General features: G+C 72.2%; 20 protein-coding genes. 16 read left to right on the forward strand and 4 right to left on the reverse strand.

The window, feature by feature from the left end; translation table 11 throughout:
* The first annotated feature begins 1 nt into the window (after window position 1).
* The 9 genes from ACFPFQ_RS32475 to ACFPFQ_RS32515 are packed head-to-tail and all read left to right on the forward strand — an operon-like array spanning window position 2 to window position 8,648.
* Window positions 2-949 carry an ABC transporter permease gene (locus ACFPFQ_RS32475; RefSeq protein WP_379625733.1) on the forward strand — a complete coding sequence of 316 codons (948 nt, stop codon included), beginning with the start codon at window positions 2-4 and terminating at the stop codon, window positions 947-949.
* Between the two features lie 14 nt (window positions 950-963).
* Window positions 964-1,881, forward strand: a complete 918-nt coding sequence (locus tag ACFPFQ_RS32480) for an ABC transporter permease (RefSeq protein ID WP_379625735.1) — start codon at window positions 964-966, stop codon at window positions 1,879-1,881.
* A complete protein-coding gene (locus tag ACFPFQ_RS32485; RefSeq protein ID WP_379625737.1) occupies window positions 1,874-2,302 on the forward strand; it encodes a GNAT family N-acetyltransferase in 429 nt (142 codons plus the stop codon). Before ACFPFQ_RS32480 ends, ACFPFQ_RS32485 begins: the two co-directional genes overlap by 8 nt.
* On the forward strand, window positions 2,299-3,036 hold the full coding sequence (locus ACFPFQ_RS32490; protein WP_379625739.1) for a creatininase family protein: 738 nt from the start codon (window positions 2,299-2,301) through the stop codon (window positions 3,034-3,036). The genes ACFPFQ_RS32485 and ACFPFQ_RS32490 overlap by 4 nt, the downstream gene beginning before the upstream one ends.
* Entirely contained in the window at window positions 3,033-4,157 is a 1,125-nt protein-coding gene (locus ACFPFQ_RS32495) for a mandelate racemase/muconate lactonizing enzyme family protein (RefSeq protein ID WP_379625741.1), read from the forward strand. Before ACFPFQ_RS32490 ends, ACFPFQ_RS32495 begins: the two co-directional genes overlap by 4 nt.
* A 34-nt stretch (window positions 4,158-4,191) precedes the next feature.
* Complete coding sequence (locus ACFPFQ_RS32500) at window positions 4,192-5,076, forward strand: amidohydrolase family protein (RefSeq protein WP_379625743.1); 885 nt, start codon at window positions 4,192-4,194, stop codon at window positions 5,074-5,076.
* On the forward strand, window positions 5,073-6,653 hold the full coding sequence (locus ACFPFQ_RS32505) for a N,N-dimethylformamidase beta subunit family domain-containing protein (protein WP_379625745.1): 1,581 nt from the start codon (window positions 5,073-5,075) through the stop codon (window positions 6,651-6,653). Before ACFPFQ_RS32500 ends, ACFPFQ_RS32505 begins: the two co-directional genes overlap by 4 nt.
* Window positions 6,650-7,657, forward strand: a complete 1,008-nt coding sequence (locus ACFPFQ_RS32510; protein WP_379625747.1) for an ABC transporter ATP-binding protein — start codon at window positions 6,650-6,652, stop codon at window positions 7,655-7,657. Before ACFPFQ_RS32505 ends, ACFPFQ_RS32510 begins: the two co-directional genes overlap by 4 nt.
* Window positions 7,650-8,648 (forward strand): ABC transporter ATP-binding protein, encoded by a 999-nt coding sequence (locus ACFPFQ_RS32515; protein WP_379625749.1) that lies wholly within the window; start codon window positions 7,650-7,652, stop codon window positions 8,646-8,648. The genes ACFPFQ_RS32510 and ACFPFQ_RS32515 overlap by 8 nt, the downstream gene beginning before the upstream one ends.
* A gap of 9 nt (window positions 8,649-8,657) precedes the next feature.
* On the opposite strand, the gene ACFPFQ_RS32520 is transcribed toward ACFPFQ_RS32515, so the two are convergent.
* The 3 genes from ACFPFQ_RS32520 to ACFPFQ_RS32530 all read right to left on the reverse strand — a co-directional run bounded on the left by ACFPFQ_RS32520 (window position 8,658) and on the right by ACFPFQ_RS32530 (window position 11,782).
* Entirely contained in the window at window positions 8,658-9,464 is an 807-nt protein-coding gene (locus ACFPFQ_RS32520; protein WP_379625751.1) for an IclR family transcriptional regulator, read from the reverse strand.
* 147 nt (window positions 9,465-9,611) lie between these two features.
* Complete coding sequence (locus ACFPFQ_RS32525; RefSeq protein WP_379625753.1) at window positions 9,612-10,763, reverse strand: mandelate racemase/muconate lactonizing enzyme family protein; 1,152 nt, start codon at window positions 10,761-10,763, stop codon at window positions 9,612-9,614.
* Window positions 10,760-11,782 (reverse strand): succinylglutamate desuccinylase/aspartoacylase domain-containing protein, encoded by a 1,023-nt coding sequence (locus ACFPFQ_RS32530; RefSeq protein ID WP_379625755.1) that lies wholly within the window; start codon window positions 11,780-11,782, stop codon window positions 10,760-10,762. The genes ACFPFQ_RS32525 and ACFPFQ_RS32530 overlap by 4 nt, the downstream gene beginning before the upstream one ends.
* A gap of 108 nt (window positions 11,783-11,890) precedes the next feature.
* Here ACFPFQ_RS32530 and ACFPFQ_RS32535 point away from each other — a divergent pair, with 108 nt between their 5' ends.
* Entirely contained in the window at window positions 11,891-12,844 is a 954-nt protein-coding gene (locus ACFPFQ_RS32535; RefSeq protein WP_379625757.1) for a sugar kinase, read from the forward strand.
* On the forward strand, window positions 12,841-13,488 hold the full coding sequence (locus tag ACFPFQ_RS32540) for a bifunctional 4-hydroxy-2-oxoglutarate aldolase/2-dehydro-3-deoxy-phosphogluconate aldolase (protein WP_379625759.1): 648 nt from the start codon (window positions 12,841-12,843) through the stop codon (window positions 13,486-13,488). The genes ACFPFQ_RS32535 and ACFPFQ_RS32540 overlap by 4 nt, the downstream gene beginning before the upstream one ends.
* Here the strand turns inward: ACFPFQ_RS32540 and ACFPFQ_RS32545 are convergent.
* Window positions 13,479-13,889 carry a RidA family protein gene (locus ACFPFQ_RS32545; RefSeq protein ID WP_379625761.1) on the reverse strand — a complete coding sequence of 137 codons (411 nt, stop codon included), beginning with the start codon at window positions 13,887-13,889 and terminating at the stop codon, window positions 13,479-13,481. The two genes, ACFPFQ_RS32540 and ACFPFQ_RS32545, sit on opposite strands and share 10 nt — an antisense overlap.
* A 199-nt stretch (window positions 13,890-14,088) precedes the next feature.
* On the opposite strand from ACFPFQ_RS32545, the gene ACFPFQ_RS32550 reads away from it, so the two are divergent.
* From ACFPFQ_RS32550 to ACFPFQ_RS32570, 5 genes are read left to right on the forward strand one after another with little or no spacing between them, the layout of a single operon-like run.
* Window positions 14,089-15,105: a Gfo/Idh/MocA family protein gene (locus ACFPFQ_RS32550; protein WP_379625763.1), complete on the forward strand. Its 1,017-nt coding sequence runs from the start codon at window positions 14,089-14,091 to the stop codon at window positions 15,103-15,105.
* A complete protein-coding gene (locus ACFPFQ_RS32555) occupies window positions 15,102-15,866 on the forward strand; it encodes an amidohydrolase family protein (protein ID WP_379625765.1) in 765 nt (254 codons plus the stop codon). Before ACFPFQ_RS32550 ends, ACFPFQ_RS32555 begins: the two co-directional genes overlap by 4 nt.
* Window positions 15,863-16,642 carry an amidohydrolase family protein gene (locus tag ACFPFQ_RS32560; protein ID WP_379625767.1) on the forward strand — a complete coding sequence of 260 codons (780 nt, stop codon included), beginning with the start codon at window positions 15,863-15,865 and terminating at the stop codon, window positions 16,640-16,642. The genes ACFPFQ_RS32555 and ACFPFQ_RS32560 overlap by 4 nt, the downstream gene beginning before the upstream one ends.
* 17 nt (window positions 16,643-16,659) lie before the next feature.
* Window positions 16,660-17,670, forward strand: coding sequence for a dihydrodipicolinate synthase family protein (locus ACFPFQ_RS32565; RefSeq protein WP_379625769.1), 1,011 nt, complete (start codon window positions 16,660-16,662; stop codon window positions 17,668-17,670).
* Window positions 17,670-19,013 (forward strand): ABC transporter substrate-binding protein, encoded by a 1,344-nt coding sequence (locus ACFPFQ_RS32570; RefSeq protein ID WP_379625771.1) that lies wholly within the window; start codon window positions 17,670-17,672, stop codon window positions 19,011-19,013. Before ACFPFQ_RS32565 ends, ACFPFQ_RS32570 begins: the two co-directional genes overlap by 1 nt.
* Window positions 19,014-19,030 lie beyond the last annotated feature (17 nt).

Here is a 19,030-nt window from a genome sequence, read left to right on the forward strand (position 1 = left end):
CATGTTCCGCATCGCAGGTACCCGGCTGCTGCAGCTCGTCCCGACGCTCGTCGGGATGTCACTGCTGATCTTCGCGCTCGTGCGCCTCCTGCCGGGGGACGTCACGACCTCGTTGTTCAGCGGGGACAGCGGCTCGTCGGAGGAGTCCCGGGCGGCGGTCCGCACCGCACTCGGTCTCGACGACCCGTTCCTGCTGCAGTACTGGCACTTCGTCACGGGGATCTTCACCGGAGACCTCGGCTCGTCGTTCCTCAGCGGGCAGCCGGTGACGCAGATCCTCGGTCGGGCCGTGCCGATCACGCTCGAGCTGACGGTGCTGGCCACGGTCTTCGCCGTGGTGGTCGGCATCCCGCTCGGGGTGGTCTCCGCGGTGCGCCGCGACACCGTCACCGACATGGTCGTGCGCATCGGCGGGCTGATCGGGCTGTCGGTGCCGAACTTCTGGATCGCGATACTCGCCCTCCTGCTCACGTCGACGCTGTTGCAGTGGGTTCCCCAGGTCACCTGGATCCCGATCTGGGACGACCCGCTCGGCAACCTCGGACAGATGGCCATCCCGGCCTTCGCGGTGTCGCTGTACCTGCTGGCCGCCGTCATGCGGATGACGCGCGCCAGCGTGCTGGAGGTGCTGCAGGAGGACTACGTCCGCACCGCGCGGGCCAAGGGCGCGCCGCCGCTGCGCGTGATCACCCGGCACGCGGTGCGCAACGCGATGATCCCGGTCGTCACCGTGATCGGTACACAGGTCGGCAACCTGATGGGCGGCGCCACGATCATCGAGGTGATCTTCGGGTTGCCCGGCGTCGGCAACACGCTGGTGCAGTCCACCTACAACCGGGACTATCCCGTCGTCGAGGTCACGGCGATCTTCCTCGCAGCGGTGTTCATCGCGCTCAACTTCGTGGTCGACCTGCTCTACGGCTACCTCGATCCCCGGATCGAACAGTGAAAGGGGAGGCGCCGGTGACCGGTCCGCTCCCGTCGCCACCCGACGTCGCGCTCGCCGAGCACGGGCCCGATGTCGCAGGCGAGGTGGTGCCCCGGCCGGAGCGCTGGGCGGACCTGCGGTCGCTGCTGCGCAACCCGCTCGGGATGGTCGGGCTGGGCGTCATCGTGCTGACCGTGCTCACCGCCGTGCTGGGCCCGCTGGTGTGGTCCACCCCCTTCGCCGCGCAGGACTTCCGCAGGCTGCTGGGCATGAGCGGGGCACACCCGCTGGGCACCGACCAGCTCGGCCGCGACGTGTTCGCCAGGGTCGTGCACGGCGCGCAGGTGTCGCTGCAGGTCGGTGTCGTCGCGGTCGCCATCGCGCTGCTGCTGGGCATCCTGCTCGGCGTGGTCGCGGCGTTCTATCGCGGCGTCGTCGACGCCGTCCTGATGCGCATCGTCGACATCCTGTTCGCCGTGCCGAGCCTGGTGCTCGCCATCCTCATCGCCGGGCTGCTCGGGCCGAGCCGCACCAACGCGATGATCGCGATCGGCATCGTCTTCGCGCCCGCGTTCGCCCGGGTGATCCGGGCGTCGGCGCTGTCGGTGATGGCGCGGCCCTACATCGAGGCGGCGCGCGCGCTCGGCGTCTCCGACCTCCGGATCATGACGCGGCACGTGCTGCGCAACATCCTGGGGCCGGTGATCGTGCTGTGCACCGTCTACATGTCCTCGGCGATCCTCACCGAGGCAGCGTTGAGCTTCCTCGGGCTCGGCACCCAACCGCCGGAGCCGTCCTGGGGATCGATGCTCAAGGACTCGATGCCCTACATGCAGCTCGCGCCCTGGCTGGCGATCGGTCCCGGCGTTGCGATCATGATCGTCGTGCTGGGCCTGAACTTCCTCGGTGACGGCCTGCGCGACATCCTCGACCCGAAGGTGCGCGATGCCTGAACCTGCATGGACCATCCGGCCGGCGACCCTTGCCGACGCGCCCGGCGTCGCGGTACTGCTCACCGAGCTCGGCTCGCCGGACGTCGACACCGCCGAGGCGCGCCGGCGGCTGGCGAGGGCCCGCGAGCAGGTGTTCGTCGCCGAGCGGGGGAGCGAGCTCGGTGGGCTCGTGGCGGCGACGATCGAGCACTACTTCGGCCACGAGCTGCCGTTGGTGCAGGTCACCGCACTCGTGACGAGCCCGGCTGCACGCCGCTCGGGTGCCGCCCGGCAGCTGATGGCCGCAGCGATGGACCACGCGGTCGCCCACCGCTGCGCCGGCATCGAGCTGACCTGCGGCCTGGCCCGCGAGGACGCGCACGCCTTCTACCGGTCGCTGGGCTACACGGCCACGTCCCACCGCTACTGGCTGGCGGCATGACCACCTACCGCTGGGCCGAGCTGACCCGCGAGCGGCTCGGCGCCCTGCTCCCGCAGGCGTGGGTGGTGCTGCCCGTCGGCGCCACCGAGCAGCACGGCCCGCACCTGCCCACCGGCACCGATGCGCTGGTCGTCGACGCTGTGGTCGCGGCGGCCGCGACCACCCCGACCGGGCGTGATCTCGTGGTGGCACCGACGCTCCCGTTCGGCGCCTCGGACCACCACTTCCCGTTCGGCGGGACGCTCTCGCTGCGGGTCGAGACGATGACCGAGGTCCTGCTCGACCTCGCACGCTCGGTCCACGCCGCGGGCGGTCGGCGGCTGTTCGTCGTCAACGGGCACGGCGGCAACCGCGGCCCGTGCCACAGTGCGGCGCAGCGCGCCGCCACGGCCCATCCCGGGCTGCGGGTCGCCTACGCCGACTACTGGGAGCTGCTGCTCGCCGATGCCGGGCCCGACCCGGGTGGCACGCCCGTCCCGGGGCACGCGGGCGCGTTCGAGACCTCGCTGGTCGCGCACCTGCGGCCCGAGCTGGTCTGCGACCTGTCCGACCGGCCGGGACCCGCCGCCGCGCCGGGTCCGAGGGCGGTGACCGTCCACGAGCAGGAGTCCTGGACGCGCATCGACGGCTTCACCGACCGGCCGGCCACGGCAGGCGCCGACGCGGGCCGGCAGTGGTTCGACGCCTGCGTCGCCGCGCTCGCCGCCCGCCTCACCGCTCTGGCGCGATCATGACGGGCATCCCGACGATCCGTGCGATCGAGACCGCCCACGTCGGACTCGCTGCGCACCCCGAGCTGGTGGTGCACGGTGCGAAGGGTGGCCACGAGCGCTCCGACTTCCTGCTGGTGCGGATCACCGTCGCCGGCCCGGACGGCCGCACGGAGGTCGGCTACGGCGAGGTCAGCGCCACGCCGCTGTGGAGTGGAGAGGACGGCACCACGGCCGAGCACCTCCTCCGCACCGTGCTCGCCCCGGCGTTGCTCGGTGCCCCGCTCGCCCCGGTCGGGGCGCTGGAACGGGTGATGGACCGGGTGCTCGCGGCGAACCCGTTCACCAAGTCCGGCGTCTCGATCGCGCTGTGGGACTGCTGGGCCCGCTGGCTGGAGCTCCCGCTCGCGACGGTGCTCGGTGGCCCCTACCGCACCGAGGTCCCGATCAAGCTGTCGCTCTCGGGTGACGGGGACACGCTGCGCCGCACCTACGCGGCCGCCCGCCGGGCCGGGTTCGGCGCGTTCAAGGTCAAGGTCGGGCTCGGAGTGGCCGGCGACGTCGCGCGGGTGGCCGCCGCCCGCGAGCTGGCCGGACCCGACGCGTTCCTCGGCGTCGACGCCAACGGCGGCTGGTCGCGGGCCGAGGCCGCGCGGGCGGTACCGCTGCTGGCGCCCTACGGCATCGCGTTCGTCGAGCAGCCGTGCGCGGCCCGCGACGTCGAGGGGCTGGCAGCCGTGCGGGCACTCGGCGTGCCGGTGGTCGCCGACGAGTCGGTGTTCGACCTGGCCGACCTGACCAGGGTGATCCGGGCCGACGCCGCCGACGTCATCAGCGTCTACGTGGGCAAGGCGGGCGGCCCGGGACGCGCGGTGGAGCTGGCGGCCACCGCGCACGCCTTCGGGATCCGCAGCCTCATCGGTTCCAACGGGGAGCTGGGCATCGGAGCGGCCGCACAGCTGCACGTCGCCTGCGCCGTGGCGCACCTGGCCACGGACTTCCCATCCGACATCATCGGCGCGCACTACTACGCCGAGGACATCCTCGCCGAGCCGCTCGACAGCGACGGCAGCCGCGTTCGGCTCGGCGCCGCACCCGGGCTGGGTGTCGTGCCCCGACCCGACATCGTCGCCCAATTCCGATGAGTTGCACAGTTCCGATGAGCAGGAGCCCCTCACCATGATCGTGGACGTGCACGCCCACACCCCGACCCACCGCACCGAGGTTCCCGCCGACCAGGTCCGCACGTTCGACAACTGGCGCACCGACCGGCCGGTCGTCACCACGAACTCGTGGGCCGACTACGACACCGCCATGGCGGCGGCCGACGTCTCGATCGTGTTCAACATCGCGGTCGCGAACCCCCTGGAGGCCACCGGCCTGGACTACCGGCCGGAGGACACCAACTCCGCGACGGCCGCCTTCTGCGCCGACGCGCCGCAGCGGCGCATCGGGTTCATGTCGGTGGACCCGCGGCAGTCCGACGTCATCGACGAGATCGAGCGCTGGCGCGACCAGGGACTGGTCGGTATCAAGCTCGGGCCCAACTACCAGGACTTCGAGCCGCTGTGCGACGAGGCGCTCGCGGTGTACGGCCACGCCGAGCGGGTCGGGTTGCCGATCCTGTTCCACCAGGGTGCCTCCCCGATCCGGTTCGCGCCGCTGCGCTACACCCACCCGCTCGTCACCGACGAGGTGGCGATCAAGTTCCCGGAGCTGCGCATCGTGATGGCGCACATGGGTCACCCGTGGGGCCGCGAGACCGTCATGACCATTCGCAAGCACCCACACGTCTACGCCGACGTCTCGTCGATCTACCTGCGGCCGTGGGTCTGCTACGAGTCGCTGCTCTACGCCTCGGAGTGGGGAGCCATGGGCAAGCTGCTGCTGGGATCGGACTTCCCGATCGCGAACACCGCGGAGGCGATCGCCGGTCTGCGCCGGGTCAACGACGTGGTCGCCGGCACGGGGATGCCGCGCATCCCGGAAGAGGGCATCGAGCAGATCATCCACGCCGACGCGCTGGGCGCGTTGGGTCTGCAGCGGGTCGGTGCGGCATCGTGACCGTGATCTGCCACGTCAGCGACGAACGGTTCGCCGCACTCGCGGGCGTCGACGTCGAGTTCGACGACGGCACCGACGTGGTCGTCCTGCGTTCGGCGCCGAGCGGGGCGGTGCACGGCGAGCTGGCACCGGGGCACTACCGCGTCACGCTCGCCCGCGACGGCTACGGCGCGAAGCGCGCCGTGGTGCAGGTGGCAGCCGACGGCACGGCGGACCCGGCGCACCTGCGGCTGCTCACCGAGGCGCCCAGTGGCTACGTCTGGCCGAAGTGGACGGTTGCGGGCGGTACCGGTTCGGTGCGGGTGCACAGTGCCGAGCCCTACCGGCTCACCCTGGTGCGCCACGGTGTCGAGGCACAGCAGGTACGCCTCGTCGGCTGGTTCGACGAGCACGGCCCGCGGGCGACCGTGCAGGTGACACCCGACGGTGACTACACGCAGACCGGCGTCGGTTGGGCGCAGCACACCGCCGTCACCGCGCCGGGGGCGTCCGGCCTGTACTACTTCCACCTCGAGACCGAGTCCGGTGCGCACTTCTCGTTCCCGTGGGTGGTGGCCCCCGCCGTCCCGGCCAGCCCGATCGCCGTGCTCGCCTCCACCAACAGCTGGTTGGCCTACAACAACTTCGGCGGGCGCAGCAACTACATCAACGCCACGGCACTGCCCCCGCGACCGATCGTCTTCGCCCACACCGACCTCGACCGCTACCGCACCGGCACGTCCACCGAGCACCAGCCCGCCGACGAGCACTACCGCCCGCTCTCGTTCGACCGGCCGGAGCCGCTCAACCAGATCGGGCGCGACGAGCGTCCCGGCGACCCGATCCGGGGCCGCCAGCCCTGCCACCTGGCCGCTGCGGAGTGGCGGCTGCTGTCGTGGATGGAGCGTGAGGGGTTCGACCACGACCTCTACGCCGAGGCCCAGCTGCACGACGGCACCCTCGACCTCGACCGCTACCGGGTACTGGTGATCAGCACGCACCCCGAGTACTGGTCGCGGGAGATGTACGACGCGGTGTACGCGTGGGTGCACGAGCGCGGCGGGAAGCTGATGTACCTGGGCGGCAACGGCGTCGACTGCGAGGTGGAGTTCCTCGATCCGGCCACGCTGCGGTTCCTGACCCAGGACGAGGACCCCGACGGCCCGGACGAGAACCGCATGCACCGCACGCACCGGCCGACCTCGGCGCTGCTGGGTGTGGTGTTCACCCATGCCGGCGAGGGCACGTCGGCGCCCTACCGCGTGGTCGACGCCGGGCACTGGGTGTTCGCCGGCACCGGGCTGGCCGACGGCGACGTGTTCGGCACCGAGAGCCTCCACGAGCGGATCCCGGGCGGCGCGTCGGGACACGAGACCGACAAGCGGGCGCCCGACAGTCCGGTGAGCACCCACCTGCTGGCAACCGGCCTCAACCCGGACTCCGGTGGGGGCGAGATCGTGCACGTGCGGGCCGAGCGGGGTGGTGGCGAGGTGTTCTCGGTCGGCTCCATCACCTGGTCGGCCGCGGTGCAGGTGGACAAGGGCGTCGCGGCGGTCACGCGCAACGTGCTGGCGCGCTTCCTCGATGAGGCGCCGTGACGGCGCTGCTGGAGGTCCGCGACCTGCACACCCACTTCGCCACCCGCACCGGCGCGATCCGGGCCGTCGACGGTGTGGATCTGACGATCGAGCACGGCCGGACGTTGTGCCTGGTAGGCGAGTCCGGTTCGGGCAAGAGCCTCACGGCCCTGTCGATCATGGGGCTGGTGGACCCGCCAGGCCGCGTGCTGCCCGGCACCCGGATCGTGTTCGACGGCCGTGACCTCGCGGGCGCGAGCGAGGCGGAGCTGCGGCACCTGCGCGGCGACGAGATCTCGATGATCTTTCAGGAGCCGATGAGCTCGCTGAACCCAGCACACACCGTCGGGCGTCAGATCGCCGAGGCCGTGCGGCTGCACCGGGACGTGTCGGCGCCGCAGGCGCGGGAACGCGCGGTCGAGATGCTGCGGCTGGTGGGCGTGCCGGCGCCGGAGCGGCGCGCCGACGACCATCCGCACAAGCTCTCGGGTGGCATGCGGCAGCGTGTCATGATCGCGATGGCGCTGGCGTGCGACCCGAAGCTGCTGATCGCCGACGAGCCGACCACCGCGCTCGACGTCACCATCCAGGCGCAGATCCTCGACCTGATGCGGAGGCTGCGTGACGAGCTGGGCATGGCGATGCTGCTCATCACCCACGATCTGGGCGTCGTCGCCGAGATGGCCGACGACGTGGCCGTGATGTACGGCGGGCGGATCGTGGAGCGCGGACCGGTCGCGGAGGTGTTCCGGCGGCCGCAGCACCCGTACACGGAGGCGCTGCTGCGGTCGATCCCGGTGCTGGGCATGAACCGGCAGGAGCCGCTGAAGGTCATCCCCGGCATGGTGCCCAGCCCGCGGCGGTGGCCGGTCGGCTGCCGGTTCGCCGCGCGGTGCGACTACGCCCACGACCGGTGCCTCGCCGAGTATCCGCCGCTCGTGGCCATTGACGAGCAGGACGCGGCGTGCTGGTTGCGCGTCGACGAGGCCGGCGTGTCGACGGGGAAGGGGGTCGGCCGTGCCTGAGCCGGCTGATGTCGAACCGGTGCTTGACGCCCGCGGCGTCACCACGGTGTTCCCGGTACGCCACGGGGTGTTGCGGCGCACCGTCGGCCACGTCCGGGCCGTCGACGGGGTGGACCTGCAGATCCGACGCGGGGAGACCGTCGGCCTGGTGGGGGAGTCGGGCTGCGGCAAGTCCACGCTGGCCAGGACGCTGCTGCAGCTGATCCCGCCCACGGCGGGCACCGTCCGGTTCGAGGGCCGGGACCTGACGACCGTGGGTCGCCGGGATCTGAAGTCGCTGCGCCGCGACATGCAGATCATCTTCCAGGATCCCGCGGGCTCGTTGAACCCGCGCCTGCGGGTGCGCGACATCGTCGGCGAGGGCCTGACCGTGCACGCGCGCGGGCAGTCCCGCGACGAGCGGGCCGCGCGGGTGCGGGAGACGCTGGACCGGGTCGGGTTGCCGCGCGACGCGGCCGACCGCTACCCGCACGAGTTCTCCGGCGGGCAGCGCCAGCGCATCGGCATCGCCCGCGCGCTGGTGCTCGACCCGCGCTTCGTCGTGGCCGACGAGCCGGTGTCGGCGCTGGACGTCTCCATCCAGTCCCAGGTGCTCAACCTGCTCGTCGAGCTCAAGCGCGACCTGGGCCTGACCTACCTGTTCGTCGCGCACGACCTGGCGGTGGTCGGCTACATCAGCGACCGCGTCGCCGTCATGTACCTGGGCAAGATCGTGGAGCTGGCGCCGTCGGCGGAGCTGTTCGAGAGCCCGCAGCACCCGTACACGGTCGCGCTGCTCTCGGCCGTGCCGCGTCCGGAGCCGGGCCGGGCCTCGCAACGGATCGTGCTGTCCGGGGACGTGCCCAGCCCGATCGACCCGCCGTCGGGCTGCCGCTTCCGCACCCGCTGCCCGATCGCGCAGCAGATCTGCGCCGAGCAGGAGCCACCCCTGCAGCAGACGTCGGAGGGTCACCTGGCGGCGTGCCACTTCTCCGGGTCGCCCCTGCGCTGAGGGCGCGGGTCAGGGCGTGCGCCCTGCCGCCAGTTCCCGGCTCAGCAGCGCGCTCTGGGTGGTGACGGCGTTCACCACCTCGGTCAGGCTCGCGCCGCGCACCCGCTCCACCCAGCCGGTGACGCCGATGGAGCCGGCGACCTCACCCTGCGCGTCGAAGAACGGCGCGGCGATGCAGCCGATGCCGGCGTCCTCCTCCTCATCCTCCACCGCGTAGCCGCGCTCGCGCACCTCGGCGAGCATCGCGCGCATCCTCGCCGGCGTGACCGGGACGGCATTGGGGCCCGTACCGGGGATCAGGCGCTTGAGCAGCGGGGCCAGCGCCGCCTCGGGCAGGTGGGCCGCGACGGCCCGGCCCAGCGCGGTGAGGTTGAACGGGGCCGTCTTGCCCGGGTAGGTGTTGAACTGGACCATGCCCGGCGCCCCGACCTTGGCCACGTAGATCACGAGTGTGCCTTCCAGGACGCCGACGTGCGCTGCCATCCCGGTGAGGTCCACGAGCGTGCGTAGGAACGGCTGCGTCAGCGAAGACAGGTCGATCTTGCGATCCAGCTGGGCGGCGAGCCCGCTGAGCTTGAGCGTGGGACGCCAGAAGTGGCTGCGGCCCACCACCGTGCGGCTCGCGTAACCGCGGATCTCCAGCGTCTGCGCGATCGACGCGCACGTGGCCAGCGGGACGTCGGCAGCATGGGCGAGCGCGGTGAGCGTCATCGGGGCGTCGGCTGCCACCAGCGTCTCGAGGATGGTCAGCGCGCGGTCGACCGCGGGCGACGGCGGACGCTCGTCGGCCTCGGCGGCACGATCGGGGGCGGGCACGGGCGCGAATCCTAGCCGTCGAGCCGGGGCCGGCCGGCCGGAGACGGCCGATGGCGGGCGGACCTGCGACTCGACCCCGGTTCCGCCACCCCGACCGTCCTTCTGGAAAATCGAAATACCGAAGACAACTCTGACAACATGAAGATATCAGGCGACCCGGTAGCGCTCCACCGTGTCGAGGTTGACCTGCACGCCGAGACCGGGTCCGGTGGGCACGTCGAGGTGCCCGTCGCGCAACGCCAGCGGCGCGGTCACGAGCTCTCGCGACAGCGGACCCTGCGAGACGTTGAACTCCACGAACTCCGCCCGTCGCAGGAACGCCGTGAGGTGCAGCGAGGCGGCCGTGAGCAGGTCGGAGCACCAGGAGTGCGGGATCACGAGCACGTTCGCCAGCTCGGCGAGGTGCACGATCTTGCGGGCCGCGGTGAAGCCGCCGCAGCGGCTGAGGTCGGGCTGCAGGACGTCCACCCGACCCTGCTCCAGCAACTGGCGGAAGCCCCATTCGGTGGCCTCCTGCTCGCCGCACGCGATCAGCGTGTCGACCCGCTCGGCGAGGAAGCGGTAGCCCGCGTAGTCCTCGGGGTGCAGCGGTTCCTCGATCAGGTACGGGCGCGCGTGCTCCAGCGCCCGCACCAGCTGCACCGCCTCCTTCGGCGTGCGCTCGACGAACCAGCCCGTGTCGATGAGCAGGTCGCGGTCGTCGCCGAGCACGTCGCGCGCCGCGTCGACGAGTGCGACGTCGCGGCGCCGGTCGTTGCCGAACCCGCCCCAACCGAACTTGACGGCGGTGAAGCCCGCCTCCAGGTAGCCGGCGGTCGCCTCGCGCATCGCCCCCGGGGTCGGCCGGAACAGCGTGCTGGCATAGGCGCGGACGCTGTCGCGCCACTTCCCGCCGAGCAGGACGTGCACGGGCTGGCCGTAGGCCTGGCCCATGATGTCCCACAGCGCGATGTCGATGGCGGAGATCGCCTGGATCGCCACCCCGCGCCTGCCGTAGTAGATGCTTCCCCGGTACATCTTGTACCAGAGCCGTTCCACCTCCAGCGGGTTCTCCCCGACGATCAGCGAGGCCAGCCCGTGGAACGTCTCGGTGCCAGGCTCGCTCCAGGGTGGCGCCTCGATCACCGCGCGGGCGACGTGCGCGGACGTCTCCACATCGGACCATCCGGTGATGCCGGCATCCGTGGACACCTTGACCAGGCCGAGGAACGTCGGTCCCGGTGGCTCCTCGGCTCCGTCCGGGTTGCGGTAGAGCCCTGGCGACTTGAGCGTGATCAGCTCGACGGCCGTGATCTTCACGCCCGCACCTCCTCGGCGATGACGAAGATCGTGTTGCCCTGCTCGCACCGGGCGCCGTAGTGGGAGGCGATGAGGACACCGTCGCGGTGCGCCCGGATCTCCGCGACACCGGTGGGGTGCTCGGCGAAGTCGTGCAGCCTGCCGATCAGATCGCCGGCAACCACGTCGTCGCCGAGGTCGGCCGTCGGCTCCCAGACGCCGTCGCGGGGTGCGGGCACGTACCCGTCGAGGCTCGGTGCGGCGACGACCCGGCTCGGCGTGGCCCCCAGTGCCACCACCGGTTCGTCGAGCAGGCCGTAGTGGCGCAGGACGTTGCGCACGCCCTCGTAGGCGTGTTCCGTGCCGACCCGGCTGGTGGCGCCGCCGCGGCCGAACTCGCCGCCGAGCGTGATCTTGCCGAGGTCCTCGGCGTGGTCGGTCAGCAGCCCGGACGCCAGCTGTCGCGAGTAGACGAACACGAACGGCGTGCCGAACAGCCGCGCCGTATCGACGGTCCGGCGCGTTGCCTCGGCGTCGGCGAGCGGATGGAAGGACGTGCACAGCGCGTAGGTCATCTGGTGGCCGCCCGCGTGCAGGTCGAGCACGACGTCGACGCCGGGCAGTACGCGACTGGACACGAAGTGCGCGATCCGCGACGACAGCGAGCCGTCCGGCCTGCCGGGGAACGCCCGGTTCATGTTCATGCCGTCCTCTGGTGAGGTCCGGCTGTGCGCGCGGCATGCGCTCTCGCTGAGCTGCGGCATCAGCACGACGTGTCCGCGCAACAGCTCCGGGTCGAGGTCGCGGCACAGGCGGGTGACGGCGACCTGGCCCTCGTACTCGTCGCCGTGGGTGCCGCCGAACACGGCGACGCCGGGCGGATCGGGCTCGCCCGGCGGTCCCGGCCGCGTGCCGTTGATCACCGTGATCGGCACGAGTGAGGAGCCCCAGCTGCCGTCGAGCGGGAAGGCGAGCCGGTGGTGGCTGATGCCGGGCCGGGTGAGATCGAGGGTCGCGAGGTCGTACACCACGTCGGACACGGAGCGGGAGCCTAAGACCGCACGCGCCCCTCTGTCTACAGATAGTCAATGTCATATACGGTAATTCGTACGATCAGCTGCCTATGACACTCTGCGGAGGGAGGCGCCGTGCCCGAGCTCGACGTCGTGACGTTCGGCGAGGCCATGGTCGTGCACCTGGCCGAGCCCGGCCTACCGCTCGCGGCCGCGGCGACGCTGCGCCGAACCGTCGCCGGTTCGGAGTTCAACGTCGCCGTCGGCCTGTCGCGCCTCGGCCTGCGCGCCGGCTGGTTCGGCAGGCTCGGCGACGACGTCCCCGGCAGGCTCGTGGCGGCCACGCTGCGGGCCGAGGGCGTCGACACGTCCCGGGTGCGGCTCGACCCCGACGGCTGGACGGGCCTGCTCGTCCGGGACGCGCTCGCCGACCGGCCCGTCACCGTGCAGTACCACCGGGCCGGCTCGGCGGCGAGCACCCTCGGCCCCTCCGATGTGGACGCCGACTACCTGCGCTCGGCCCGCACCCTGTTCCTCTCGGGCATCACCGCGGTGCTGTCGGACACGGCCAGGGCGGCGTCCGAGCGGGCGGTCCGGCTCGCGAGCGAGCACGGGCTGACCGTGGTCTTCGATCCGAACGTCCGTAGGCGCCTCGGCCCGGTCGAGCGCACCGCGGCGGTGCTCCGTCCGCTCGCCGCCGCGGCGCACGTCGTGCTGGCCGGCCGGGACGAGGCCGAGCTGATCACCGGGCGTGGCGTGCCCGCGGACGCCGCAGCCTGGTTCCTGGAACGCGCGGCCCGGCTCGTCGTGCTCAAGGACGGCGCCCGCGGCGCCTGGGCGACCGATGGCACCACCACGTGGGAGCAGCCCGCGGTGCCCGTGCACGCGGTCGACCCCGTCGGCGCGGGAGACGCCTTCGCCGCGGGGTTCCTCGCGGCGCGTACCCGCGGCCGGGACGTCGGGGCCGCGCTGCGGCAGGGGGCGATCGTTGCGGCTGCGGTGGTCGCCGTCCCCGGCGACATCGAGGGGTTGCCGACGGCGGCCGAGGTGGCGATGCCCTCGGGCGGGGCCGGGATGGTGCGGCGATGACTGCGGGCGAGGAGGCGAACGTGCCGGAGTGGTGTGCCGCGGTCGCGGAGCAGGGGGTGGTGGCCATCGTCCGCGAGCGGTCCGGCCCGGCGGCGCTCGAGCGGGCGATGGCCCTCGTCGACGCGGGCGTGCGGGTCGTGGAGGTCTCGCTCACCACGCCCGACGCGCTGCCGACGATCACGGCGCTGGCCGCAGCGGCGGGCGACCGGGCGCTCGTCGGCGCCGGCACCGTCGTCGACGTTGACCAGGCCCGGCAGGCCGTCGCGGCCGGTGCCCGGTTCCTGGTCGCGCCCGTGCTCTGCGAGCAGGTGATCGCGTACGCCGCCGCGTCCGGCGTCGGGGTGCTCCCCGGCGCGGCGACCCCGACGGAGATGCTTGCGGCGCACCGGGCCGGGGCCGACCTCGTCAAGGTCTTCCCGGCCACGACGTGGACGCCCCGCGCCCTCGCCGACGTGCTGGTCGCACTGCCTCACCTGCGCCTGGTGCCGACCGGCGGGGTCGGGCTCGCGGACGCGCCGGAATGGGTCCGCCACGGGGCCGTCGCCGTCGGGATCGGCAGCGCGCTGACCGCAGCGCCCGGCCGCGACCTCCGCGGGGTCGTCGCCGACCTCGTCGGATCGCTCGCGGCCGCGCGCTACCGCTGAGGCGGCCGCACCGCCACCACGTCGATCTCGACCAGTATCGAGCCGAGCTGCGAGCCCGCGGTGGTGCGCGCGGGGTAGGGCGGGCGGAAGAACTCCAGGTAGGCGGCGTTGTAGGCCGGCCAGTCGGCGTCGCCGTTCGCCAGGTGCACGGTGACCTTGACGACGTCGTCGAGCGTGCAGCCGGCGCCGCCCAGCACCGCGGTGAGATTGCGGAGCACCTGGCGGGTCTGCTCGCCGACCTCCGTGCCGACGATCGTGCCCGTCGCGGGATCGACCGGGCCGAGGCCAGCGGTGAACACGAGGTCGCCAGCAACGGCGGCGACGCTGTAGGCGCCACCGCGCGGATCGGGTGCCCCGGGGGCGGTGATCGGTCGCCAGCCGCGCGCGGACTCGGACGTCATGCCGTCACATCCTTCGAAATCGTAGAGATATACCTGATATTGCGGAGCATCGCATTCGACGCCAGTGCAGGCAACCGCCCGGCGGCGGCGGTGGTGCTCCCTTGTCGAACCCGGGCGGGCGCTGCTAATCTTCGATTTATCGGATTGATATCCGGTATTTCGTAGATAGAAGCTGATCGATCCGACCGCAGGGGGTGCGATGGGACCGCTCGGGATCGCGCTCGTCGGGCTCGGGGAGATCGGGCGCACCGCGCATCTGCCCGCGATCCTGCGGCGCCACGACGTCCGACTGCGGGTGGCCGTCGAACCCGCAGCGGCGCAGCGGGCGCGGTCCGCGCCGCTGCTCCCGCCGGGCGTGCCGGTGGTCGAACGGCTGGCCGCTGCGCTCGACCGCCACGATGTCGACGCCGTCGTGCTCGCGACGCCGCCGTGGGTCACGCCGGACCTCGTGATCGAGGCCGCCCGCCGCGGCCGGTTCGTCCTCGCCGAGAAGCCCGTCGCCACCTCGGTGGCGGCCGGTGGCGCCTACGCGGTGCTGACGGCGGTGGAGTGCGCGCGGATCCAGGTCGGCCTGACCTACCGGCACGACCCCGGCATGATCGCGCTGCGTGAGGTGATCGCGAGCGGGGAGCTCGGGCCCGCGCTGCTGGTGCGCGCCCACATCTACGACGAGCAGCGCACCGCCGACACGGCGCACAGCACGCTGATCGAGAGCACCCTCGGCCACGGCAGCCCCGTCGTCCACGAGGGTGCCCACGTCTTCGACTGGCTCCGGTTCCTCCTCGACGCCGAACCGGAACTGCAGGACGCCTGGTCGATCCGCACGCGGCCCGGGCTGGGCGCACCCAACCTCGTCGGCGCGCGACTGCGCTACGGGACAGCCGAGGTACTGGTGGAGTTCGGCTGGCTGCTCGGCGCGCTGCCCCGCACGGAGCTCACCGTTCTCGGCGACCGCGGGATGGCCGTACTCGACGGCCGCACCTTCGACCTCACGGTCACCACCGATGCCGGATCGCGCACGTCGACCCCGGTACCGGACCGCGCCACCCGCAGCTTCGACCGGCAGCTCGACCGGCTGGTCGGCCTCGCCCGTGGAGCGACGGACCGGCCCGATCCCAGCCTGGACGACGGCCTGCGCGCACTCGCCGTGAGCGAGCAGGTCGAGCACCGCGCCACCGCCGCGCACGTCCCGCCCCGCCGAATGAGGACAGGATGATCGATTTCCATACCCACACCCCGCTCTGGACGAACGCCAGCTGGCTCGGTGGCACCGCGTTCGGCGCCGAGGAGTTCGTCGACTTCATGGACGGCGCCGGCATCGAGCAGGCCGTCGTCCTCAGCCACGACGGTCTGTTCAACTCGACCACCGAGGCCAACGACGCCGTCGCCCGCTTCGTCGGACGCTTCCCGGACCGCCTGCTCGGCTTCGGCACGTTCAGCCCTCGGCGGCCGGAGGCGGTCGGCGAGATCGAGCGGACGTTCGCCGAGCTCGGCCTGCGCGGGTTGAAGCTGCACCCCTGGCTGCAGGGATTCAGCATGCACGAGGCCGTGCTCGACCCGATCATGGACGTGGTCGCGGCCCATCGCGGCATCCTGCTGTGCCACGACGGCACCCCGCCCTACTCGACGGCGGGCCAGATCGCGATGCTCGCCCGGCGCCATCCCACCGTGCCGGTCGTGCTGGGACACGCTGGGCTGCACGACCTGTGGCGCGAGTCGCTGACCTTCGTGCAGGAGACCGAGAACCTCTACCTGTGCCTCTGCGGCACCCCGCCCTACGCCGCCAAGCAGATCCTCGACCGGGCCCCGGCCCACAAGGTCCTCTTCGGCACCGACGCGGGCCTGTCGGAGAAGGCGAGCCAGGACTACGCCGTGGCCAGGGTCCTCGAGATCGACGAGTGGGGCATCACCGCCGACCAGCGCCACGCGCTGCTCGTCGACAACCCGGCGCGGCTGCTGCAGGGGAGGGCCGCATGACCACGGCGCACACCCCCGTCGTCGATGCGCACGTCCGCATCGGGCGCCACCGCGAGTGCGAGCTCACGGTGGACGCGCTCGTGGCAGCCATGGACCGGATCGGCGTCGACCACGCCGTGATCGCACCGAGTGAGGCCCAGATCGCCTACGACAACCGGGCCGGCAACACCGCCACCACTGCGGCGGCGGCAGCGAGCGGGGGAAGGCTGATCGCGTACGCCGTGGCCACCCCATGGCGCGGCAGCGCTGCACGCGACGAGCTGGCGTGGGCCCGCGACCACGGAGCGCGGGCACTCGCGGTCGACTCCGCACTGCAGGGCTTCGACCTGCTCGACGGTCTCGTCGACCCGCTGCTGCGCTTCGCCGCCGACCATCGGTGGCCGGTCTACGTCCGCACCGGAACTCCGCCGGGGCACCTGCCGCTGCCGGCCGCCGCGCTGGCCCGCCGGCACCCCGATGTCGCGTTCGTGATGGGCCGCAGCGGCGCCACGGACTTCTGGATCGACGCCGCGCCCGCGCTGCGCTACGCCCCGAACCTCTACGGCGACACGGCGTACGCGCCGTGGGACACCGTGCTCACCGGGTTCGCGACCGATCCGGAGATCGGGACGTCGCGGCTCGTGTTCTCCACCGACCTGCCCTACGCCACCGCGGGCGGGGAGATGCGCCGCATCCGGGACTGGCCGATCCGGCCCGAGCAGCGCGCCGAGGTGCTCGGCTCCACCATGGCGCGCCTGCTCGGGCTGTCCGCCGACGCTCACGGGACGCACAGATGAAGGAAGTACCGAACCGCATGACCACTGCCACCGTCGATCACCTGTACTCCGGCCTCGCGGCGGCCCGCGCCATCCGCGGGGTGTCGCCGGTGCTGGAGGTCCCGTTCACCGCCGAGGGCGAGATCGACCTGCCCGGGTTCCGCCGCGTCGTCCGGTACGTGCTGGGCACCGGCGTCACGAGCGTGATGTTCCCGGGTTTCGCGGGCGAGTTCTACAAGCTCTCCGACGTCGAGCGCACGACGTTGACCGAGACGCTCATCGAGGAGGCACAGGCGTTCCCCGCCGCCATCGTGATCGCGGCGGTGCAGGACCACGCCACGAAGCTCGCCGTCGCGCGGGCGCGGTGGTCGGTCGCGGCCGGGGCCAAGGCCCTCAACCTGTTGCCGCCGCACCTGCTGAACCTCCCGGCGCCGGTGGTCGACACCCACATCCGGGCGGTGCTCACGGCCGTTCCGGACACGCCCGTCGTGCTGCAGTACGCCCCCAACGAGACCGGCGCGAGCCTCGACGCGTCCCGGCTCGCGGCCATCGGCCGCGACCACCCCAACCTCGTGCTGGTGAAGGTTGAGTCGAGCCCGCCGGGGCCGTTCATCAGCGAGCTCGCCCGGCTCGACCCGCCGATGCTGGCGGTGGAGGGCTACGCGGGGGTGCAGTTGCCCGACGCCATCCGCCGCGGCGCGGTCGGAACCCAGCCGGGTTGCTCGTTCACCGAGATCTACCAGGAGATCTGGCGGCTCTACGAGTGCGGTGACGAGCGAACCGGCGACCTGCTGCACGCCCGGCTGCTGCCCTACACCTCCTACTGGATGCTCGACACCGAGCTGATCATCGCCGCCGAGAAGCTCATCTCGAAGCGGCGCGGGCTCATCGACAGCGACCACTGCCGAGCACCGCGTCGCGATCTCGACGAGCAGGAGGTGGCCGCCGTCGAGCGCTTCCTCGCCGAGTTCGCCGACCTGCTGCCCGACGTGAGCGGCACGGCGGCCGATCACGTCCCCGAAACCGTTGGAGAGGAAGGCCGACACTGATGCGCACACGATTCGCCGCGATCCCGGTCGTCGTCGCTGCCATGGTCCTCGCGGCCTGCTCGGGTGGCACGCCCGCCGCAGGTGGTGCCGCCGCCGGACCCGACCCGGGCGGCTGGCAGGACGCCATCACCGGCTCGATCGAGGTGGGGGTGATCCCGGCAGAGGGCACCCCGGGCCGCGCGTACCTGCAGCAGCTCGCCAGCAGCATCGAAGCAGACCATCCCGGCACGAAGATCACTCTGACCTTCGCCAACACCGAGGCCCGGCCGGCGCTGGAGCAGCGCTGGCGCTCCGGCAACGGGCCCGACGTCGACTACGGCATGTTCGACGGGACCGTGCCCGCACAGCAGGAGTGGGCCAACGACGGCTTCCTGCTCGACCTGAAGCCCTATCTGGCCGCCCCCGACCCCGCGACGAAGGCGCCGTGGGGAACCTCGTTCACGCCCGCCGCCAGCGGTTTCATGACCAATCCCGGCGACGGCGGCGTCTACGGCGTCCCCAGTGAGCTGTCGACGCAGGTGCTGTTCTACAACGCGGGGATGTTCACGAAGCTGGGCATCAGCCCGCCCCGCACATGGGACGAGCTGATCGGCGCCGCGGGCAGGCTGCAGGCCGCCGGCGTCGACCCGATCGCGCTGACCGGGCTGTTCCAGCCCTACATGGGCATGTGGTCGGACAACCTGTGGCTGCGCGAGGTGGGCTGGCAGGCGGCCAACGACGTGCTCGTCAAGGGCACGGGCCACATCACCGACAACCCCGGTTTCCTGGCCGGTCTGGAGAAGGTGCAGCAGCTGCGCGACAGCCACTCGTTCATCAAGGGCTTCGAGGGCACCGACTTCACCCCGGCGCAGGCGCTGTTCTTCCAGGGCAAGGCCGGCATGATCCTGATGGGCAGCTGGCTGGTCAGCGAGATGAAGGACGTCATCCCGCCGGACTTCCAGATCGGGGTGGTCCCGTTCCCGACCGTCGCCGACGGCAAGGGCGACCAGCAGGCCGTCGCCTCCGCGCCGCAGATGGTCTCGATCAACGCCAGGAGCAAGAACATCCCGCTGGCACTGGAGTGGGTCACCCGCCTCACCAGCGCGCAGGTGCAGACGCAGCGCGCGCAGCAGTTCGGTGAGCTCTCAGGCGTCGCCGGGGTCGCGAGTCCGACGGGCGTCACCGGCATCGACAAGGTGATCGCCGGCGCGTCGGCGCTGGTGCCGCGCGAGTTCGCGATGGGCGGCACCAAGCCCTACGAGTTCGTCTACGCCGAGGTCGCCCGGCTGATGTTCGGGCAGCAGGACGCCCGCACGACGCTCGACCACCTCGATCAGCAGTTGCGGGCCAACTTCCACAACTGACCTCGGCACACCACCCA

This window comes from Pseudonocardia sp. GCM10023141, assembly GCF_042653605.1.

Coding starts and splice junctions, on each gene's coding strand:
- ACFPFQ_RS32555 (WP_379625765.1), top strand. CDS start 15,102: ATGATCGATTTCCATACCCACACCCCGCTCTGGACGAACGCCAGCTGG.
- ACFPFQ_RS32490 (WP_379625739.1), top strand. CDS start 2,299: ATGACCACCTACCGCTGGGCCGAGCTGACCCGCGAGCGGCTCGGCGCC.
- ACFPFQ_RS32485 (WP_379625737.1), top strand. CDS start 1,874: ATGCCTGAACCTGCATGGACCATCCGGCCGGCGACCCTTGCCGACGCG.
- ACFPFQ_RS32550 (WP_379625763.1), top strand. CDS start 14,089: ATGGGACCGCTCGGGATCGCGCTCGTCGGGCTCGGGGAGATCGGGCGC.
- ACFPFQ_RS32565 (WP_379625769.1), top strand. CDS start 16,660: ATGACCACTGCCACCGTCGATCACCTGTACTCCGGCCTCGCGGCGGCC.
- ACFPFQ_RS32570 (WP_379625771.1), top strand. CDS start 17,670: ATGCGCACACGATTCGCCGCGATCCCGGTCGTCGTCGCTGCCATGGTC.
- ACFPFQ_RS32500 (WP_379625743.1), top strand. CDS start 4,192: ATGATCGTGGACGTGCACGCCCACACCCCGACCCACCGCACCGAGGTT.
- ACFPFQ_RS32560 (WP_379625767.1), top strand. CDS start 15,863: ATGACCACGGCGCACACCCCCGTCGTCGATGCGCACGTCCGCATCGGG.
- ACFPFQ_RS32475 (WP_379625733.1), top strand. CDS start 2: ATGTTCCGCATCGCAGGTACCCGGCTGCTGCAGCTCGTCCCGACGCTC.
- ACFPFQ_RS32540 (WP_379625759.1), top strand. CDS start 12,841: ATGACTGCGGGCGAGGAGGCGAACGTGCCGGAGTGGTGTGCCGCGGTC.
- ACFPFQ_RS32545 (WP_379625761.1), bottom strand. CDS start 13,889: ATGACGTCCGAGTCCGCGCGCGGCTGGCGACCGATCACCGCCCCCGGG.
- ACFPFQ_RS32495 (WP_379625741.1), top strand. CDS start 3,033: ATGACGGGCATCCCGACGATCCGTGCGATCGAGACCGCCCACGTCGGA.